The following is a 17,878-nucleotide window of genomic DNA, read 5'->3' on the forward strand; positions in this document are numbered from 1 at the left end:
TGCAGAGGACATCGTATTCATGCAGAAAGCCAGGTGGCCGGGCATTGTGCCTTATCCGTTTGCTCAATGAAACGCTGTGTTTTACCTTAATGGTATAAGTATAGTCAATCAGTGTTTACAAAATAACCGACTGATCCTTTACAGCGCTATCACTCTCTTATTTGACCTTCAATTTCCGGGTCAGTTTCTTTGCGCGACCAAAAGGTCTGCCGTTGCTCCGCCATGCGTAACAAGGCATCGCACGGGGTAAAACGTGGGCCATACTGGGCGGCAAGACGTTGCAGAACCGCAACCACTTCATCAGCCCCCAGCGTATCCATATAGCGGAATGGCCCTCCCAAAAATGGGGGGAAGCCAATGCCAAAAACGGCACCAATATCACCATCACGCGCACTGCGGATAATACCCTCCGCATAGCATCGCGCCGCCTCATTTAGCATCATCATGACGCATCTTTCGCTCATTTGTTGGGGTGAGAGTGCGCTGCTCTGCCCGTTGGACCCAATCAGCGGGTAAATCGCCGGGTCGGGTTGCTTTTTGCTTTTACGCCCTTTTAGCGGGTAAAGATAGAAACCGCGGCCATTTTTTCTGCCTTTGCGATCGTCGTTCAAAATTGCGTTAATAATATTTGCCGGCGGGCTAAAACGTTCTCCATATGCCGCCTCCAGCACCGGAATAATCTTCGTTCCGGTATCAATGCCGACCTCATCAAGTAGCTGGACAGGGCCGACCGGGAAACCAAATTTTACCAGCGCGCGGTCAACCTGGTCGATTTTCGCGCCTTCCGTCAGCAGACGCATGGCTTCATTGATATAGGGTGCGAGAATGCGGTTAACATAAAACCCGGCTTTATCGGCCACTACAATCGGCGTTTTACCCTGTTTTTTCGCCAGCTTCACGGTGGTAGCAATAGTTTGCGGCGAAGTAGTCGCATGGGGGATCACCTCCACCAGCGGCATTTTTTCTACCGGGCTGAAAAAGTGCAGGCCGATCACCTGCTGCGGACGTGCCGCCTGCGCGGCAATATCGCTGATAGGCAACGAGGAGGTATTAGAGGCAAAAATGGTCGTCGGCGCGCAGTGCGCTTCAACTTCCGCCACCATCTGCTGTTTCAGCGCCAGATTTTCAAATACCGCTTCAATCACTACATCGCGATGACGAAAGCCGTGATAGGTCGTCGTACCAGAAATTAACGCCATCTGGCTGTTACGCTCAGCCGGTTTAAGATGGCGACGGCGGACTTTGGTCTCCAGCAACTCCCAGCTGTATTTCAGCGCGTGGTTAATACCCTGCGGCTTGATATCTTTGATCCGCACCGGCAGTTTGCCTTTGCTGGCGGTGACATGGGCAATGCCGCCGCCCATTAAGCCACCGCCGAGGACGCCCACGGACCGCAGCGGTCCTGCTGACGCCTGAGCGCCCGGATCTTTTTTAACGTCGGTGCTGGCAAAGAAAATGGCCCGCAGCGCGCTTGACTGCGGCGTCATCGCCAGTTCACCAAAGGCACGCGCCTCGGCATCATAACCACTGCTGCTGCCCTGACTTAATCCGGTTTCAATGACCTGTAAAATCCGTTCGGTCGCCGGATAGTTGCCCTGGGTTTTATGCGCGGTTTTTTTGCCCACCACGCGAAACAGCACGTTACGACCTAAAGGCCCGGCCAGGATCCGCTCGCGCACCGGCAGGCGACGGCTCGGACGCCCTTTTTTGGCCAGCTCAACGGCAGCGTCCAGCAATATGGAGACCGGCACCACTTCATCGACCAGCCCCACCTTTAACGCCTGCCGCGCTCTGAGCTGTTTGCCGGTCAGGATCATCTCCAGCGCGGTACTGACGCCGATCAGCCTCGGCAGACGCTGGGTCCCGCCAGAACCGGGTAGCAGCCCAAGCTGCATTTCCGGCAAGCCGAGCACCGTTTTGGGATCGTCAGTGCAGATCCGCGCATGGCAGGCCAGCGCCAGTTCGAGACCACCGCCCAGGCAGGCTCCATTGATGGCGGCTACCACCGGGATGGGCAATGCATGGATGTCCGCCATGATTTGCTGCCCCTGACGCGCCAGCGTTTCCGCCTCCTGCGCCGTTTTGCAGTTGCCGATCATATTAATATCGGCCCCGGCAATAAAATTGTCGTCTTTCGCGGAAATGAAGACCACGCCGATCAGGGCTTTGTTATCACGGATTTGCTTGAGGATAGCGCGTACCTGATGACCAAATTCCGCCTTCAGGGTATTCATTTTTTCGCCGGGCACGTCGATAGTGATTACTGCAATGTTGTCCGCCCGCACGCTGAGCGTAAATGCTGATGTCATCTCCATTATTCGGCCTCCAGAACCATTGCCGCGCCAAGACCACCCGCTGCACAGGCGGTCACTAAACCAAATCCGCCGCCGCGTCGACGAAGTTCATGCAGCGTTTGGGTAATCATCCGCGCCCCGGTGGCAGCGAAAGGATGACCGTAGGCAATCGATCCCCCCAGCACGTTAAACTTACTGTCATCCACTTCCCCCGTGGCCTGGGTTCGTCCCAGCACCTCGCGGGCAAAGCGGTCGCTGGCGAGCATTTTCAGGTTGGTTAAGGTCTGCGAAGCAAAAGCTTCATGCATATCGAACAGGGTTAAATCGGCGAGCGTTAAGCCTGCGCGATCCAGTGCCAGCGGCGTGGCCCATGCCGGGCCGAGCAGCATATCCTGCCAGACGTCGATGGCGGTGAAAGCGTAACTACGCAGGTAGCCAAGCGGCACCAGCCCCAGCTCTCTGGCGCGCGATTCGGTCATCAGGATCACTGCCGCCGCGCCGTCGGTCAAAGGGGTACTGTTGGCCGCCGTCACCGTCCCGTGTTTGCGGTCGAACGCCGGACGCAGTTTGGCATAGTCAGCCAGCGAAGAAGTGGTGCGCACATTATTGTCGCGCTCAACGGGATCGCGGTAAGGCGGTGCATAAGCCGTCATCACTTCGTCTGCCAGCTTACCCTCTTCCCATGCGCGGGCAGCAAGCTGATGCGATCGATGCGCCAGCGCATCCTGCTCTTCACGCGTGATGCCCCAGGTTTTCGCCATTTGTTCCGCAGTATCCCCCATGCGCAGACCGGTCGAATACTCGGCGACCGCAGGCGGCACCGGCAGCAAGTCACGTAAGCGCAGGCGGGAAAAGAGTTGCAGGCGCTGGCTCAGGGTGCGGGCTTTATTTGCATCCACCAGCGTGCGGGCCAGTTTTTTACTGACGCCAATCGGTAAAACAGAAGAAGAGTCCGCGCCACCGGCGATCCCGGCGCGAATAGTCCCGGCCATCAGGCTTTCCGCCACGTTTGCCACCGCCTGAAAACTGGTGGCACAGGCACGGCTGACGCTATAGGCATCGGTGTGCACGCTCATGCCAGTGCCGAGCACGATTTCACGGGCGATATTCGGCGCTTCCGGCATCTGCACAACCTGGCCGAAGACCAGTTGTTCGATGATTTCTGGTGGAACTTCGCTGCGAGCCAGCATCTCACCGACCACCATTTTTCCCAGATCGATAGCCGGAACGCCGTGAAAGGCGGTTGCCTGGCGGACAAAGGGCGTCCGTAACCCGGAAACAATGGCAATGCGATCGCCCTGACGGGTGACAAGCGGTAGTGCCTGACTCATAACGCTCCCCTGTTAACAAAAATAAATTAAGTGGTCTGACCTGAACATAGTCTTAACCATTTTTTTACATTTCGCCAAGCGGAGGTGGAGAAAAGTGGGAGCTAAAACACACGGATAGAAAAGAAAACGCCTCCGCAGGGGGAGGCGCTGGAAGGAGGTTTAACGCAGGCCGAGCTGGAAAATGAGCGTTTCGGCTTCGCAGGCAAACTGGAAGTCGATATCCAGTTTTACGCCTTCAGCCACATCGGTAAAGTTTGAGGTAATCTGGCATGGCTCAGACTCAACGCCGCGTGCTCTTTCAGTCAGCGCTGCCAGCGTCTCTTGTGCGTCAGCGCGGTTAGCGAATACACGGCTGTAAGACGCGGTGCAGTCGGTATTGTCCATAATGGTACCAACATCCATACAGCAGCAAACCGGAGTTTCATCAGCACTACATTTACTCATTGTAGATTTCCTCTTTCTATCACACCTGAACACTATTGCGTCTATTTTACGCTCTACAACCGAGGGTCTCCAGTCGTTAATTTCCTGTAAGCGGATTAGTGATAAAAATCACATTTAAAAATGATCTAAAACAAAATTCGCCCTCATTAGCAGCGAGCAAAGGGGGCAAATTTGCCAGCGGGATCGCGTTTCTTAGATCATATCCGAAAAAATTTAGAAACATACTTGCAACATACCATCTGGTCAGACCTATACTCTCGTCACTGGTCTGCTTTCTCTGCCGTACAACAGACCCTACACTTCGCACTTCGTTACACCATGTAACTTTTTTAAATAAAAAATAACTCAATGAGGTTATGGTCATGAGCCAGAAAACCCGGTTCACCAAGTCTGCTCTCGCAGTGGCAGTGGCAATCGTTTCAACTCAAGCCTGGTCAGCAGGCTTCCAGCTAAATGAATTTTCTTCCTCTGGTCTTGGCCGCGCGTATTCAGGCGAAGGCGCTATTGCGGATGACGCCGGAAACGTCAGCCGTAACCCTGCTCTTATTACCATGTTTGATCGCCCTACCTTTTCAGGCGGCGCGGTTTTTGTGGACCCGGATGTGAACGTATCGGGCCGCTCTGCTGTTGGTAATGACGCCAGCCAGGATAATATTGCGCCGACCGCATGGGTACCGAACCTGCACTTTGTCGCCCCGATTAACGATCAATTTGGCTGGGGCGCTTCCGTCACCTCCAATTATGGTCTGGCAACCGAATTTAATGACAGTTTCGCCGCAGGTTCGATGGGCGGGAAAACCGATCTTGAAACACTGAATCTGAATTTAAGCGGCGCTTACCGCTTAAATAATAGCTGGAGCTTCGGCCTCGGTTTTGATGCTGTCTATGCACGCGCGAAAGTGGAGCGCTACGCTGGCGACCTGCCGCAAATTATCGGCGCAAATATTCCTGCGCTGGTGCGGTCCGGCCAGCTTACGCCGCAGCAGGCAGCCGCGGTTGGCGCACAGGCGGGTGGGATTAGCCGCGATACACAAATTGCGCATCTGAAAGGCGACGAGTGGGGCTTTGGCTGGAACGCCGGTATTCTGTATGAAGTTGATAAGAATAATCGCTATGCCCTGACCTACCGCTCGGAAATTAAAGTCGACTTTGATGGCGACTATAAGAGCAGCCTCCCGGCGACGCTGAATCCGGTGAATGCCGCGCTGGGCCTCGGCCTGCCATACGGCACCGGCGGTTCAACTATCGACGGTTCACTCAGCCTGCATTTACCTGAAATGTGGGAAGTCTCCGGTTATAACCGCGTCGCGCCGAAATGGGCCGTTCACTATAGCCTGGCCTATACCAGCTGGAGCCAGTTCCAGGAACTGAAAGCCAAAGGTAACGGCGGTAATACCCTGTTCTACAAAGATGAAGGCTTTAAAGACGCTTACCGTATTGCGTTAGGCACGACCTATTATATGGATGATAACTGGACCTTCCGCAGCGGTATCGCCTTTGATGACAGTCCGGTTCCGGCAGATCAGCGCTCGATCTCGATTCCTGACCAGGATCGTATGTGGCTGAGCGCCGGTACAACCTACGCCTTTAATAAAGATGCCTCGGTGGATGCGGGTGTTTCTTACATGCACGGCCAGCACGTCAAATTTGAAGAAGGTCCATACCAGTTCAAATCTGAAGGTAAAGCCTGGCTGTACGGCGTTAACTTTAACTACGCGTTCTAATTTTCTGCCCGGCGGCGTCCGTCGCCGGGTTTATTTCATCATTTTGCTAATCAGGGCGCTAAATTGCTCGCGCTCCCCGGCACTCAGTTTCGTCAGAAACGCCTCATCGACCCCGTCACCAACGGGCCTGCTTTTCTCCAGTAAACGCTTTCCCTCTGCGGTCAGGAACACAAACCGACGACGTTTGTCTGAAGGATCATGCTCCCGGCGCACCAGACCACGGCTTTCCATGCGGCTAAGCATTTCCGCCAGCGTGGCTTTGGTACTCACCGCCGCTTCCGTCAGCGCCACCTGTTCAATACCCTGATGCTCTTCAATGGCACGCATCACGGCATATTGTGGTTTGGTCAGTTCAGGCAAGTCGTGCTGCCAGCGGGCGGTGTGTTGCTGAAAGAGCTGGCGTAAAAGATGAAAAGCTTCATCCCGTAATTTCATGGTTGCTCCCTCGCAAGTGCTTTCTTTTATCATAGCGTTTTAGGTCATCGATAATCACCCTTCGCATATTGATTAAACGTGCGCGTCGGTGGTCAACATGTTGTCAGCCAGGGGATTGAGGTGTAATTTCCATAAATAAAGTTCGCATACGAACAAATGAGGATGCTTTGCAGGTGGCCCTGCTGAGTCTTTCACAGGAGAATAAATAATGGCTTTCGATGACTTACGCAGCTTTTTGCAGGCGCTGGATGACCAGGGGCAACTGCTGAAAATCAGTGAAGAGGTCAATGCCGAACCGGATCTGGCCGCCGCCGCGAATGCGACGGGCCGTATCGGCGACGGCGCACCCGCACTGTGGTTTGACAATATTCGTGGTTTCATCGATGCCCGTGTGGCCATGAATACTATCGGCTCCTGGCAGAACCATGCGATTTCGCTGGGATTAGCGATGAACACGCCGGTGAGAAAACAAATCGACGAGTTTATTCGCCGCTGGGACAACTTCCCCGTAGCGCCGGAACGCCGCGCAAATCTGCCCTGGGCGGAAAACACCGTTGACGGTGATGCTATCAACCTGTTCGACATCCTGCCGTTGTTCCGCCTCAACGACGGCGACGGCGGTTTCTATCTCGACAAAGCCTGCGTCGTTTCGCGCGATCCGCTCGATCCGGATAATTTTGGCAAGCAGAACGTCGGCATCTACCGTATGGAAGTCAAAGGCAAGCGCAAGCTTGGCCTGCAACCGATTCCGATGCATGACATTGCGCTGCATCTCCATAAAGCGGAGGAGCGCGGCGAAGATTTGCCGATTGCCATCACCCTCGGTAACGACCCGATCATCACGCTGATGGGCGCAACGCCGCTGAAATACGATCAGTCAGAGTATGAAATGGCGGGCGCGTTACGCGAAAGCCCCTACCCGATTGCCACCGCGCCGCTGACCGGCTTTGACGTGCCGTGGGGATCGGAGGTGATCCTCGAAGGGGTGATCGAAAGCCGCAAACGTGAAATCGAAGGGCCGTTCGGCGAATTTACCGGTCACTACTCGGGTGGTCGTAACATGACCGTGGTACGTATTGATAAAGTCTCTTATCGCAGCAAACCGATTTTTGAATCGCTGTATCTGGGGATGCCGTGGACGGAAATCGACTACCTGATGGGGCCTGCGACCTGCGTGCCGTTATATCAGCAACTGAAAGCGGAGTTCCCGGAAGTGCAGGCGGTCAATGCCATGTACACCCACGGCCTGCTGGCCATTATCTCCACCAAAAAACGCTACGGCGGCTTTGCTCGCGCGGTTGGCCTGCGCGCCATGACCACGCCGCACGGCCTGGGTTACGTCAAAATGGTCATTATGGTCGATGAAGACGTTGACCCGTTCAACCTGCCGCAGGTGATGTGGGCGCTCTCCTCGAAGGTCAACCCGGCGGGAGATTTGGTGCAACTGCCGAACATGTCGGTGCTGGAACTCGACCCCGGTTCAAGCCCGGCGGGCATCACCGACAAACTGATTATCGACGCCACCACCCCGGTTGCGCCGGACAACCGTGGTCATTACAGCCAGCCGGTGCAGGATCTGCCTGAAACCAAAGCCTGGGCTGAAAAACTGACCGCTATGCTGGCTAACCGTAAGTAAGGAGGAAAAGATGATTTGTCCACGTTGCGCCGATGAACATATTGAAGTAATGGCGACATCGCCGGTAAAAGATGGCTGGACGGTATACCAGTGCCAGCACTGCCTGTACACCTGGCGCGATACCGAACCGCTGCGCCGCACCAGCCGCGAGCATTATCCTGAAGCGTTTCGCATGACGCAGAAAGATATAGATGAATCGCCGATGGTGCCGAGCATTCCGCCTTTGCTGGCGGCGGATAAACGCTAATCGAGTAGGAGGCGGGATCGCTCCCGCCGTCCTCTCACTCCACCAGGGAAAAATCATGAACATCCGCACGCTGCAAGGACCGAGCTAAGATACTCTTCATCCATTGCTGCCCGTTTCATCTTCCTTTTTAGCCCCGCCTTGAAACTTTTATCCAGTGTTAACATATTTATTGCTATGTGACGCACTCCAGATATTATTTCCGCTGCATCACCACGTCTTATTCTGCATTCATCTTCTCTCATTGCGCAATCAAGTCTCCAGTGTAATTTTGTCTCGATATACCAGTGCTCTCTTATTGATTCCGTAAACTCTTTTGCTGTAAGTTCTGCTGAACTTATATAGTACCTAATCGCCGGTTCCATTCTTTCAGCAAATTTACTCACTTGCCATTTCCTGTGAACCATATCATAATTATTCTAATCTATATATTTGAGTTTAACAGCTTTCCCTTGCACTAAATTTTTCATTTGGTTTTTATTTTTCACCAAATATTCAGAATAAGTTAGTTCAGTGCCACTAACTGGTGGAAGCGAGTCCATATTGATATCTGTGGGGTTGCTTATTGTTATTAGCTTTTTTATTCCTTCAAAAAACATATAGGCAGGCTTATCATTAAGCACTAATCCATCACTTGAGATCTCCGCCTCTTCGATTGCCATCGCTCTCACCTTTTTTATGGCTTCCTCGCTAGTATTTCCTTCAATTAATATGAAATTTTCATAAACAGGAATATTCTTCTGCTTACCATTTTTTTACGTATGCTCATTATTACACTTGCAACATACCACGTCATCATTCGCTCCTCACATTTTTTTTATTGAACTATGTCGGCATTTAAGAGCTTTTGGGACTGTTTTAATTTTTAACCTTTCAGTATTACATGTTGCTGAATCATACATATCTTTGAGCCATTGACAAGGATCTGGATGATTTCTGGCTTCACGTGAGTATTCATTATCTTTATTTTGAACACCTCCTTTAGCCATTTGCATTATATGTTCCCAAATATCAACAGTTCCCCCCTGCGACATACCCTATTCCAGCTCCAATTCCTGTACCTACAGTAGCACCAACGAGTGCCCCTCCAACGCTACCTGCACTGGCACCAGTAACTGCCCCTCCAACACCACAACCAACGGTTCCAACACCCGGAGCAACCAAGGTACATACAACCCCCCACCAACACCGCGCATCGGTTACGGTTTTACGGCAGTGGTTCTCCCATTCAGTCAGCGTCTCCCGGCCCAGCGGGTCGACCTCACGGACCGTCAGGCCGTCTTCGTTGTACCAGTAATGCGTCAGGCCACCTTCCTCATCCACGTAGGTGTTCTGCCGCTCCGCGTCGTTATAGATAAAGCGGTCGTTATAGTACCCTTCCGGCGTTTTCGTCTCCGTAACACGGCCCTGTGCGTCATAGCATAACGCCACCTACGTGCCTTCTTCGCCCCGCCAGAACACCATTCTCCTTTCCGGGTCGTAGCGGTGCCAGCAATGTGTAAACTGGAAGGAATCGCACTCCACCAGCCTTCCATGCTCATCATACCGGCAGGTGACGAGGCGCTGCGTGTTCTCCTGCACGGTGAGGGTTATTGTGGCGGGCCGCCCGTCCTTCCAGTCCAGATCCAACACATAGCTGTCGCTGTGTCTGACCTGAACCAGGTGTTTATCCCGGTAATCAAACGTTGCGGTATTGCCGTAGCCGTAGCCGTCGCTGATGGCGGACAGGCGGCGCAGTTGCGCTATTTAGAACTCTCATAAAGAATAGCCCTATTTTCTTGGTTACTGATCAACGTCAAGAATTGCTGAAAAATGCAGTAATTGCCAAAACCCTATGCGACCAATACATATTTTATTGATATTTATCACTAACCAAAAGGATTGATCATATAATCATTATCTTTTTTGCTAGTTATAAACCCATACAGGTAAAAAATACTTTTCCTATCTCCCATTATCACAGCCAAATCCAGAGGGGAATATCCCATCCCACTTTCCAATTCATATGCTGCATTATTTTTTAAAAGTAATCTCATTATTTCAAAATATTTCCTCCCTATGGAATAATGTAATGGCGTAAATTCAAATCCATCGTCTGTTTTAACATTCAAATTTGCCCCTGCATTTATTAGGCACATTACTTCATCAATCTTTTTTCTCTTTACAGCAATGTGGATAGGGTATTCCCCACATTCTGTTATTGATTCCAAATCTATAGTATCCCCATAAAAGTAACGTTTTGAATAATTAACCAAAAGCTCTGAAAGAGCTACCTTAAGCTTGGGGCTAGAATAATCTGAAAGAATTTTATGAATATCATACCGTTCAACCATTATCGCCAAATCAAAGACAGATTTCCCTAGCTCAGTTTCCAGATAAATGTTTGAACCGGATTCTAATAAAAGTCTAACAATATCTACATATCCTTGATATACAGCATGATGCAATGCTGTATATCCAAGATCGCCACGTGCATCTATATCAACACCTAATTTTATCAATTCCCTAACTTTTTCAATATCACCAAAAAATGCTGCATTATTTATAGGATAATCTGCATGAAGTTTCGATTTCAAATGATAGCTTCCTGGATTACAGAAAAAATCTGGAAAATCACTGGAATAGAAATTACTCATTAATCACACCCTATAGTTTATTGATTTAAATAGAAATACTTGTACATTACAAATGTTATCTTGGAACACCATTTGTTGGTTTACAGCGATTGATAACATCCTTTATAGCACTTCTCAAAGCTTTTTTCTCATTTTGTATATCTTTATCATGTCTTCCTGGAAACCATTTTCTGTCCCAATCAGATCTCATTTTAAGACAATCTTCATGTCTATTTTTTTCAAATATTGCAGCAGCACAACGACTCAGGTTACTATCAGGTTTTTGCTCACATCGTTGTTTGTACGCACTATATTCAGCCTCCGCTTGATTTTCTTCGTCTGGTGAACGAACTGGTTTTTGCATGGAATCGGATAAATTCCACCATTTCGTTAAATCTATTGCAGCTTGCTGTCTATACTTACCCATAGGGTCAGCGATAAACCAAGATGGGCCAGCCTGTTCTATAGAGTCCTCCTGCCAAAGCCCCAGAGGATCTGTATCCGTGACCGGATTGAGCGGATAGGCATACAGATTCCACCCCCCTTCCAGCCCTGCCGGGTCCTGCGTGATATACCTTCCCAGCCCCGGATTATAGTACCGGTGCCGGTTGTAATACAGCCCTGACTCTTCGTCATACTGCTGTCCCGGCAGCCGTATCAGTTGCTCCAGGTGCGCCTGATTCTCCTCATGCAACTGGTTTCCCCATTCATCATACTCCGCACGCCACGCCACGGTGTTGTCCGGGCTAATCAGCGCCAGCGGCAGACCGCGGTGGTCGCAGTGGTAAAGATGGAGTTTTCTCTCCGGCTCATGCCGTGGCTCAAGCTGCGCCGCCATCCGCTCCGGCGTCAGCCCGCACTGTGCAAGCCATGCCCGGCTTTCCTCACTCACCGCGTTGCGCCTCAGTTCTCCCTCCAGCCGGTCCAGCATCTGCACCAGCACCGGCGGGAACTGCATCGCCTGACCGTCCCCGCTCCCCTCCTGCTCCAGCTTCTCCGCCAGGCTGCGGTATTTCGCCTTCGCCTGCTCTGCCGCGTCGGTCTCGATGCGCACCAGCGGCGTGAAGCTCCCCGGCGCGTACACCGTCTGGACGCGGCTCTGCTGTGTCTGGATGGTTGTCAGCCTGTCGCCCTCCCAGCCGTACCACGTCACTTCCGGACGCTGAACCAGCGCCATGTAACCTGCCAGGCTGCGTTCGCGCCGCCACATCCGCTTACTGATGCGCCGGCCCAGCGGGTCGTACACATACCGGCTTTCCGCCTGCGTCTCCCCGTATTGCGTGCGCACATAACGGACCAGCCGGTGCTGGCTGTCGTATTCATACTGGTGCGTCCGCTCGTCGTTCATCCGGATAACGCCCTCCGGGATACGGTCGGTTTTCTCCGTCAGCCTCCCGTAACGGTCATACCGGTACAGGTACTGCGCATCCTCCGTGATGCGGTTATCTGCCCATACCGTGCTGCTGCTCTGCGGATAAAACTCCGGGTCCGGCAGCCGGTTTCCTGCCGGGTCCGTGGCATACGGCAGGGTGATGTCCAGATTCGTGGCGGTCGTATGCACCCCGGTCAGGCGTCCGGCCTCGCTGTAGCGGTACTCCCGGGTCTGCTGCGGCCCGCTGATGCGCACCAGCCTGCCACCCGCATCGTAACCGTACTCCCGGTCAAGCTGCGGGTGGTTCAGGTGCTGGCCATGAAGCTGCCCGCCCGGGTTATACGCTGTCGTCAGTTCATAGCTGTCCGGGAGGCTGTCTGAACCGAACCGCCGCTGCACCTCCCGGTGCTGCCTGTCCCGCGTGTACTCCACCAGAGGCATGTCCCCCAGCTTCATTCCCGCCAGGTAACCGCTCCCGTACGTCAGCCACTCCACCAGCGGCAGACCGTCCGGTTTCAGGCAGTTTGCCAGCCCCTGTGCGCTGTATTCCTGCTGCGTCTCATGCTCCCACAGCACTTCCCCCGTCTGCGGGTCACTCACCGTCTGCCGCTCGCGGGTGAGGCGACCCCTGTCGTCATAACCGTACTGTACCGCCACCCGCAGCCCTTCGCTGATATGGCTCACTTCCGTCAGCCAGCCGTGCCTGTCATACTGCCACTGCTCTGCCGGCTCCCCGTTCACCGTGCGGTGCGTCAGCCTGTCCGACGCATCATAGTGCCACTGCGTGATAAGGTCTTCGTCAGCGCTCTGTGTGAGCTGCCCGGTCAGGTCATAGCCGTAGCGCTGTACCCTGCCGTCAAAGCCGCGCTGCTCTGTCAGCCTGTCCAGTGCATCCCAGGTAAAGTCGCTGTGGCTCCCGTTCTCGTTGGTCAGCGACGTCACCCGGCCCGCCGCGTCATATGCCATCCGCCGCGTCAGCCCGCCCTGCGTGGTACTGAGCACGTTTCCCCGGCCATCATACTGCGTTTCCGTGCGGCTGCCGTCCGGACCGGTCACCGCGATAAGGTCGCCTGCCCCGTTATAGTCATAGCGGGTTTCACGGCCCTGGCTGTCCCTGATGGCCGTTAACTGTCCCCGGCTGTTATAGCGGCGGTAAAGGCTCAGCCCTTCCTCACGGTGAACCGCCGTCATCTGGCCGAAGCGGTTATACTCATACCGCGTCTCATATCCTGAACAGTCGGTGAACGTGAACAACTGGCCGTAAGAACTCCAGGTCATCTGCTTCCGGCTGCCGGTGGCGTCCTGCATGGCAGAAGGCCGCTCACTCCGCAGGTCAGCATAAAAATACCGCGTTGTCCCGCCCGTGCGCGACGTCTCCGCCGTCAGCCTGCCCCTGTCATCATACTCCCGGCTGCTGCGTAACCCGTCCGGATAAATGACGGATGTCAGCTGTCCGCCCTGATAGTAAAACTGCGTCTTTCTGCCGTCCGGGCCGGTCACCGACGAAACGGTGCCGTTCGCCACATTCAGCCAGTACGTTGTCCTTCTCCCGGCGGCATCCGTCTGCGCCATCAGGCGTCCCGCCGGGTCAAATTCACTGTGCGTCACGCTGCCATCGGCTGACACCTTCATCACCACCCGTTTCAGGCCACCTTCACCTTTCGTGTGCAGTATCTCCCGACGGTTCAGGCTATCGGTGATGGTGATGCGGTTCTTCTCATAGCGGTAGCGGTAACTCAGCCCTTCCGGGTTTAACTGCTCTGTGACGCGTCCCGTCTCATCATAGCGGTAGCGCATCTGTGGCCTGCCCGCGTGGCGGTGCGCGGTCATTCGCCCCGGATGCTGCGGGTCATACTCAAAGTGACGCACCGCCACTCCGCCACGGTCGTACACCGCCAGCAGTTCCCCGCGCGGCGTGTAGTCATAGCGCGCCAGCGGCGTGGCGGGCAGGTCATCCGGGTACTCAGGGTCAGCCACCAGCCACACCTGCGACAGACGGATACCATTATCCCGGCCGTATTCCGTATAAGGCGGCAGAGATACCGGAAAAGGGGAGGTGGCGGTCGTGATGATGCCGGAACCGGCCTTTGCCGCCTCCGCCCGCTGCGCCTGTGTGGTCAGCACCAGCCGGAAACGGCGGCCTGCACCATCGGTTACAGACGTAACCTGGCCGGTGAATTCTCCGGCCGCCTCGCGGTGGAAGGTGAGCGTGCGGCCGAATTTATCCGCCAGCCCCGTCAGTATCCGGTACGGCGGCAGCGGTGCGGGGAGTATCTCATCCGGCCCCGGAACATATTCAGCCCGTCCCAGTATCCACCACGGCCCCTGCACGCTGTTCGTCGCCAGATAAACGTGCGGGCTCAGCCGGATATCTTCCGGCAGCGACTGCCAGAGCACATGCAGCGGATGGCTTTCATGCAGCTTCAGCGCCCCGCCCCGTGCCAGCCAGAAGGATTCGCTGCGGCTGAATGACGCTTCGCCTGCAAACAGCGGTTCGAAATGAATACTCCTTCCACCGCTGTCGTTCAGTATCAGTTCACGCGCAGAAATCTGTAAGCGGATATCAGCAGGTATTTTCCAGCCGGGGCCAAACATCCCGACCGGAGCAGGTGTTTTCGTGCGGTAGCTGCTGTAGATGCGGGTAAGCACAAACGGCAGCGGTCCGGGCAGCGTAATATCCGTCTCGCCCGGCAGCACCTTTGCACCCAGCAGCGGGTTTACCGGGGGACCGTAGGTGACGCCGCCCGGACATACTGAACAGGCCACGCCCATTGGCGCCCCAATCATTACGCCTGCCGACCCCTGGACTATCGGGCCACCGTACCGGGTCATGTCGCCCATCCGTGCCGCTGGTTTTCCGCTCATCGTCAAATCCCTCTGTTAAAATACTGCACGAAAGGAGACTACTCTTCAGTGAGAGAGGAAAGTAAGATACAGAACAGGACAAAACGATTTTAGGAAAATATTTATATTCACAAAATCAATAGGGATAGGAGCAGATCTCACGATCAGCCTCCGCCCACACCACCGTACGTACGGGTCCGTATACAGCGGTTCAGTTATGTTTATCGTCGCCTGTCTTATATATCCGGCAGGCCCATTTCTTTGGTCAGAGAGGAAGGTATGCGCGGTCTGCTCGGAACGGGACAAGTGCACAAAAAACAGCAAAATGCAGAAGACGATAACGCGGCACGTATGGGAAGAATCGGAGGAGAAGGCGAATGCGCTGCGGCTGACGAAATGGGGAAAAAGGTGTATGCGCGGCGTAAGGAAACGGTGGAGCGTAGCTTCGCGGATGCGAAACAGCACCATGGTCACCGGTATGCGCGGTTCCGTGGTCTGATGAAGGTACAGATGCAGTGCTGGCTTGCGGCGGCGGCGCAGAACATGAAGAAGCATGAAGAAGATGGCGCTGCTGGCGCTTTTTTACTGGCTGTTCAGGGTACTGAAAGCGGTATCAGAAAGGTTCAAGGCGCGGTCAGGCAGGCAGAACCCCATAGTGGCGTGGTAACGGAAAAATATCGCGATCTGCGGTCGCGACAAAAGAAGAACCCCATGCAAAGACATGGGGTTCGTCAGCAGTCTGAAGGCCGCAAACAGTCAGGTTTGCGGCCTTTCGTTTATTCTGAGTCGATATCTTTTAAATCGCCTTCAATCGCCTTAGCGTTCGGGTTTTCCTGCGGCTTCAGCTTGCCGCCGTTAGCGATAAAGTCATGACGCTGGAAGTAGGCTTCACGTACCATGATATACGGGTCGGAAGACTGACGCAGCAGACCGTCTGAATCCAGCAGTTGCGCGCGGGTTTCGACACCTTCCACCGCCCATTTACCCACTGACAGCGGCCATGTCAGCCAGGAGAGTACCGGATAGGTGGTATCCGCCATGTCGCCGACATCTTCACGCAGGGTAAAGCTGCCGTAGAAGGGAAGCTGCAAATAAGGACCATAACCCACGTCATAATGACCGAGCGTACTACCAAAACGGTGCGGTTCAACACGCTGTAGTTTCGGGTTCGCCATACCGGCAACGTCGATAAAGCCGCCCATTCCTAATAACGTGTTCAGGAAGAAGCGCGTGAAATGCACCATCCCCTGATACGGATCGCCTTGCAGGAAGTAGTTAACCATCGTCGCCGGCTCTTCAAGGTTGCCGGTGAAATTTCCCAGGCCGGTACGCGCAGGTTGCGGCACATAATCGCGCCACGCCACCGCGACAGGACGCAGAACATACGGGTCCACCACGTTAAAGTTGAAATCGTACATGGTGCGGTTAAACCCTTCGAAAGGATCCGAACGCCCCTGTTGGTCCCCGGAGCTTGCGCAGCCCACCAGTAAAGTAGCGCCCACTGCAAGCGCCGACAGCCGAAAATTCATAGATGTCTCCCTGTAAAATATGGCTATCGCTGTTTGCCATCTGACGGAACGGGTGAAAATCCGTCTCATCGCGTGCAAGTGATTGTATCAGCACGTTTCACGATGTCTACGCACACGGGCAATATGGCTGCGACCTGCATTCAGCATAGCCTGTATTTGGCGGTCTGGTTTCATCAAAGAGTGTAAACATACGCAGAAACATTCTTAACACTATTTATGCTTTCAGACCAAAAAAAATCGTCATGTTACGCATCCTCGTTTCCCCGCAAAGCCGCTACGCTTAGAAGATATTTTCGAAGCAGGTGAAACGCATGGACAAGTTAGAAGAAGAAAAAATTGGTAAAGAAGAAGACGAGCACGCGGTTGAGAGCGACGAAAAATCGCAGGGTAAAGACATTGAAGTTGATGAGGATCGGCTGCCCTCCCGTGCGATGGCAATCCACGAACATATTCGCCAGGATGGGGAAAAGGAACTGGAGCGCGATGCGATGGCCCTGCTGTGGTCAGCCATTGCCGCCGGCCTGTCGATGGGGGCATCGCTCCTTGCCAAAGGCATTTTTCACGTCCAGCTTGAAGGCGTGCCGGGCGGTTTTCTGCTGGAAAACCTGGGCTACACCTTCGGCTTTGTGATTGTCATCATGGCGCGCCAGCAGCTCTTTACGGAAAACACCGTCACGGCGGTGCTGCCGATTATGCAAAGCCCTACCTTGCGTAATATAGGCCTGCTGCTAAGGCTGTGGGGCGTGGTACTGCTGGGTAACCTGATCGGCACTGGCATCGCTGCGTGGGCATTTGAATATATGCCGGTATTTGATGAGCCAACCCGCGATGCCTTTGTAAAAATCGGTATGGACATCATGAAAAACACACCGTTTGAAATGTTTGCCAACGCCATTATCTCCGGCTGGATTATTGCCACTATGGTGTGGATGTTCCCTTCCGCAGGCTCGGCAAAAATTGTGGTCATTATCCTGATGACCTGGCTTATCGCCCTGGCGGATACCACGCATATCGTGGTGGGCACGGTCGAGGTGCTGTATCTGGTGTTTAACGGTACCCTGCCCTGGCAGGAGTTTTTCTGGCCTTTCGCCCTGCCGACGCTGGCCGGTAACATCTGCGGCGGCACCTTTATTTTCGCCCTGCTCAGCCACGCGCAGATCCGCAATGACATGAGTAACGCGCGTAAGGCGGAAGCAAAGGCACAGGCCAAAGAGCGGGAAAAAGAGGCTAAACAAGGCTGAATGGCGACTCTTTGAGCAGTCAGGCGGCAAGATGCTTAACGCAGTAACGAATTACCGTTATACTCTTGCCGCCTTGTCCCCTTAGTTAAATGGATATAACGAGCCCCTCCTAAGGGCTAGTTGCAGGTTCGATTCCTGCAGGGGACACCATCATGCCATCCCACTTTTA

The 17,878-nt window shown here is 53.8% G+C and carries 15 protein-coding genes, 1 tRNA gene and 1 pseudogene; 7 read left to right on the forward strand and 10 right to left on the reverse strand.

Going from position 1 to position 17,878, the window contains the following annotated elements:
* Nucleotides 1–149: 149 nt before the first annotated feature.
* From fadJ to ACMGGS_RS22280, 3 genes are all read right to left on the reverse strand, one after another.
* Complete coding sequence (gene fadJ, locus ACMGGS_RS22270; RefSeq protein ID WP_414164415.1) at nt 150–2,315, reverse strand: fatty acid oxidation complex subunit alpha FadJ; 2,166 nt, start codon at nt 2,313–2,315, stop codon at nt 150–152.
* Nucleotides 2,315–3,625 (reverse strand): acetyl-CoA C-acyltransferase FadI, encoded by a 1,311-nt coding sequence (gene fadI, locus ACMGGS_RS22275; protein ID WP_414164416.1) that lies wholly within the window; start codon nt 3,623–3,625, stop codon nt 2,315–2,317. The genes fadJ and fadI overlap by 1 nt, the downstream gene beginning before the upstream one ends.
* A gap of 159 nt (nt 3,626–3,784) precedes the next feature.
* The gene (locus ACMGGS_RS22280; RefSeq protein ID WP_414164417.1) at nt 3,785–4,069 is read right to left on the reverse strand and encodes a YfcZ/YiiS family protein; all 285 of its coding nucleotides are present in this window, start codon (nt 4,067–4,069) and stop codon (nt 3,785–3,787) included.
* A gap of 362 nt (nt 4,070–4,431) precedes the next feature.
* Here ACMGGS_RS22280 and fadL point away from each other — a divergent pair, with 362 nt between their 5' ends.
* On the forward strand, nt 4,432–5,793 hold the full coding sequence (gene fadL, locus ACMGGS_RS22285) for a long-chain fatty acid transporter FadL (RefSeq protein WP_194206267.1): 1,362 nt from the start codon (nt 4,432–4,434) through the stop codon (nt 5,791–5,793).
* A 30-nt stretch (nt 5,794–5,823) separates the two neighbouring features.
* On the opposite strand, the gene ACMGGS_RS22290 is transcribed toward fadL, so the two are convergent.
* The gene (locus ACMGGS_RS22290) at nt 5,824–6,228 is read right to left on the reverse strand and encodes a MarR family winged helix-turn-helix transcriptional regulator (RefSeq protein ID WP_414164418.1); all 405 of its coding nucleotides are present in this window, start codon (nt 6,226–6,228) and stop codon (nt 5,824–5,826) included.
* A 208-nt stretch (nt 6,229–6,436) separates the two neighbouring features.
* Here ACMGGS_RS22290 and ACMGGS_RS22295 point away from each other — a divergent pair, with 208 nt between their 5' ends.
* Both ACMGGS_RS22295 and ACMGGS_RS22300 read left to right on the forward strand, forming a co-directional pair.
* Nucleotides 6,437–7,864: a non-oxidative hydroxyarylic acid decarboxylases subunit C gene (locus ACMGGS_RS22295; RefSeq protein ID WP_414164419.1), complete on the forward strand. Its 1,428-nt coding sequence runs from the start codon at nt 6,437–6,439 to the stop codon at nt 7,862–7,864.
* Between the two features lie 10 nt (nt 7,865–7,874).
* Nucleotides 7,875–8,111 (forward strand): non-oxidative hydroxyarylic acid decarboxylases subunit D, encoded by a 237-nt coding sequence (locus tag ACMGGS_RS22300; RefSeq protein WP_414164420.1) that lies wholly within the window; start codon nt 7,875–7,877, stop codon nt 8,109–8,111.
* Nucleotides 8,112–8,164: 53 nt separating this feature from the next.
* On the opposite strand, the gene ACMGGS_RS22305 is transcribed toward ACMGGS_RS22300, so the two are convergent.
* From ACMGGS_RS22305 to ACMGGS_RS22315, 3 genes are all read right to left on the reverse strand, one after another.
* On the reverse strand, nt 8,165–8,494 hold the full coding sequence (locus tag ACMGGS_RS22305; RefSeq protein WP_414164421.1) for an ISAs1 family transposase: 330 nt from the start codon (nt 8,492–8,494) through the stop codon (nt 8,165–8,167).
* 33 nt (nt 8,495–8,527) lie between these two features.
* Nucleotides 8,528–8,770: a hypothetical protein gene (locus tag ACMGGS_RS22310; RefSeq protein ID WP_414164422.1), complete on the reverse strand. Its 243-nt coding sequence runs from the start codon at nt 8,768–8,770 to the stop codon at nt 8,528–8,530.
* Between the two features lie 144 nt (nt 8,771–8,914).
* The gene (locus tag ACMGGS_RS22315; protein ID WP_414164423.1) at nt 8,915–9,142 is read right to left on the reverse strand and encodes a hypothetical protein; all 228 of its coding nucleotides are present in this window, start codon (nt 9,140–9,142) and stop codon (nt 8,915–8,917) included.
* Nucleotides 9,143–9,602: 460 nt separating this feature from the next.
* Here ACMGGS_RS22315 and ACMGGS_RS22320 point away from each other — a divergent pair, with 460 nt between their 5' ends.
* The gene (locus tag ACMGGS_RS22320) at nt 9,603–9,869 is read left to right on the forward strand and encodes a hypothetical protein (protein ID WP_414164424.1); all 267 of its coding nucleotides are present in this window, start codon (nt 9,603–9,605) and stop codon (nt 9,867–9,869) included.
* Nucleotides 9,870–9,976: 107 nt separating this feature from the next.
* On the opposite strand, the gene ACMGGS_RS22325 is transcribed toward ACMGGS_RS22320, so the two are convergent.
* Both ACMGGS_RS22325 and ACMGGS_RS22330 read right to left on the reverse strand, forming a co-directional pair.
* Entirely contained in the window at nt 9,977–10,744 is a 768-nt protein-coding gene (locus ACMGGS_RS22325) for an ankyrin repeat domain-containing protein (protein ID WP_414164425.1), read from the reverse strand.
* Nucleotides 10,745–10,799: 55 nt separating this feature from the next.
* Complete coding sequence (locus ACMGGS_RS22330; RefSeq protein WP_414164426.1) at nt 10,800–14,960, reverse strand: RHS element core protein; 4,161 nt, start codon at nt 14,958–14,960, stop codon at nt 10,800–10,802.
* Between the two features lie 244 nt (nt 14,961–15,204).
* Here ACMGGS_RS22330 and ACMGGS_RS22335 point away from each other — a divergent pair.
* Nucleotides 15,205–15,606: pseudogene (locus ACMGGS_RS22335) on the forward strand (transposase); the annotation flags it as partial.
* A 109-nt stretch (nt 15,607–15,715) separates the two neighbouring features.
* Here the strand turns inward: ACMGGS_RS22335 and mlaA are convergent.
* Complete coding sequence (gene mlaA, locus ACMGGS_RS22340; RefSeq protein WP_414164427.1) at nt 15,716–16,468, reverse strand: phospholipid-binding lipoprotein MlaA; 753 nt, start codon at nt 16,466–16,468, stop codon at nt 15,716–15,718.
* Between the two features lie 311 nt (nt 16,469–16,779).
* Here mlaA and ACMGGS_RS22345 point away from each other — a divergent pair, with 311 nt between their 5' ends.
* Nucleotides 16,780–17,709 carry a formate/nitrite transporter family protein gene (locus tag ACMGGS_RS22345; RefSeq protein ID WP_414164428.1) on the forward strand — a complete coding sequence of 310 codons (930 nt, stop codon included), beginning with the start codon at nt 16,780–16,782 and terminating at the stop codon, nt 17,707–17,709.
* Between the two features lie 75 nt (nt 17,710–17,784).
* Nucleotides 17,785–17,859, forward strand: a tRNA-Arg gene (locus ACMGGS_RS22350).
* The last annotated feature ends 19 nt before the right edge of the window (nt 17,860–17,878 follow it).

Source organism: Superficieibacter sp. BNK-5 (genome assembly GCF_047456055.1).
GTDB lineage: Bacteria > Pseudomonadota > Gammaproteobacteria > Enterobacterales > Enterobacteriaceae > Superficieibacter.

Excerpts from the sequence above, each read along its gene's own strand:
- ACMGGS_RS22280 (WP_414164417.1), bottom strand. The coding sequence starts at position 4,069 with ATGAGTAAATGTAGTGCTGATGAAACTCCGGTTTGCTGCTGTATGGAT.
- fadL (WP_194206267.1), top strand. The coding sequence starts at position 4,432 with ATGAGCCAGAAAACCCGGTTCACCAAGTCTGCTCTCGCAGTGGCAGTG.
- fadJ (WP_414164415.1), bottom strand. The coding sequence starts at position 2,315 with ATGGAGATGACATCAGCATTTACGCTCAGCGTGCGGGCGGACAACATT.
- ACMGGS_RS22295 (WP_414164419.1), top strand. The coding sequence starts at position 6,437 with ATGGCTTTCGATGACTTACGCAGCTTTTTGCAGGCGCTGGATGACCAG.
- ACMGGS_RS22315 (WP_414164423.1), bottom strand. The coding sequence starts at position 9,142 with ATGTCGCAGGGGGGAACTGTTGATATTTGGGAACATATAATGCAAATG.
- mlaA (WP_414164427.1), bottom strand. The coding sequence starts at position 16,468 with ATGAATTTTCGGCTGTCGGCGCTTGCAGTGGGCGCTACTTTACTGGTG.
- ACMGGS_RS22290 (WP_414164418.1), bottom strand. The coding sequence starts at position 6,228 with ATGAAATTACGGGATGAAGCTTTTCATCTTTTACGCCAGCTCTTTCAG.
- ACMGGS_RS22300 (WP_414164420.1), top strand. The coding sequence starts at position 7,875 with ATGATTTGTCCACGTTGCGCCGATGAACATATTGAAGTAATGGCGACA.
- ACMGGS_RS22325 (WP_414164425.1), bottom strand. The coding sequence starts at position 10,744 with ATGAGTAATTTCTATTCCAGTGATTTTCCAGATTTTTTCTGTAATCCA.
- ACMGGS_RS22320 (WP_414164424.1), top strand. The coding sequence starts at position 9,603 with ATGTGTAAACTGGAAGGAATCGCACTCCACCAGCCTTCCATGCTCATC.
- ACMGGS_RS22310 (WP_414164422.1), bottom strand. The coding sequence starts at position 8,770 with ATGGCAATCGAAGAGGCGGAGATCTCAAGTGATGGATTAGTGCTTAAT.
- fadI (WP_414164416.1), bottom strand. The coding sequence starts at position 3,625 with ATGAGTCAGGCACTACCGCTTGTCACCCGTCAGGGCGATCGCATTGCC.
- ACMGGS_RS22345 (WP_414164428.1), top strand. The coding sequence starts at position 16,780 with ATGGACAAGTTAGAAGAAGAAAAAATTGGTAAAGAAGAAGACGAGCAC.
- ACMGGS_RS22330 (WP_414164426.1), bottom strand. The coding sequence starts at position 14,960 with ATGAGCGGAAAACCAGCGGCACGGATGGGCGACATGACCCGGTACGGT.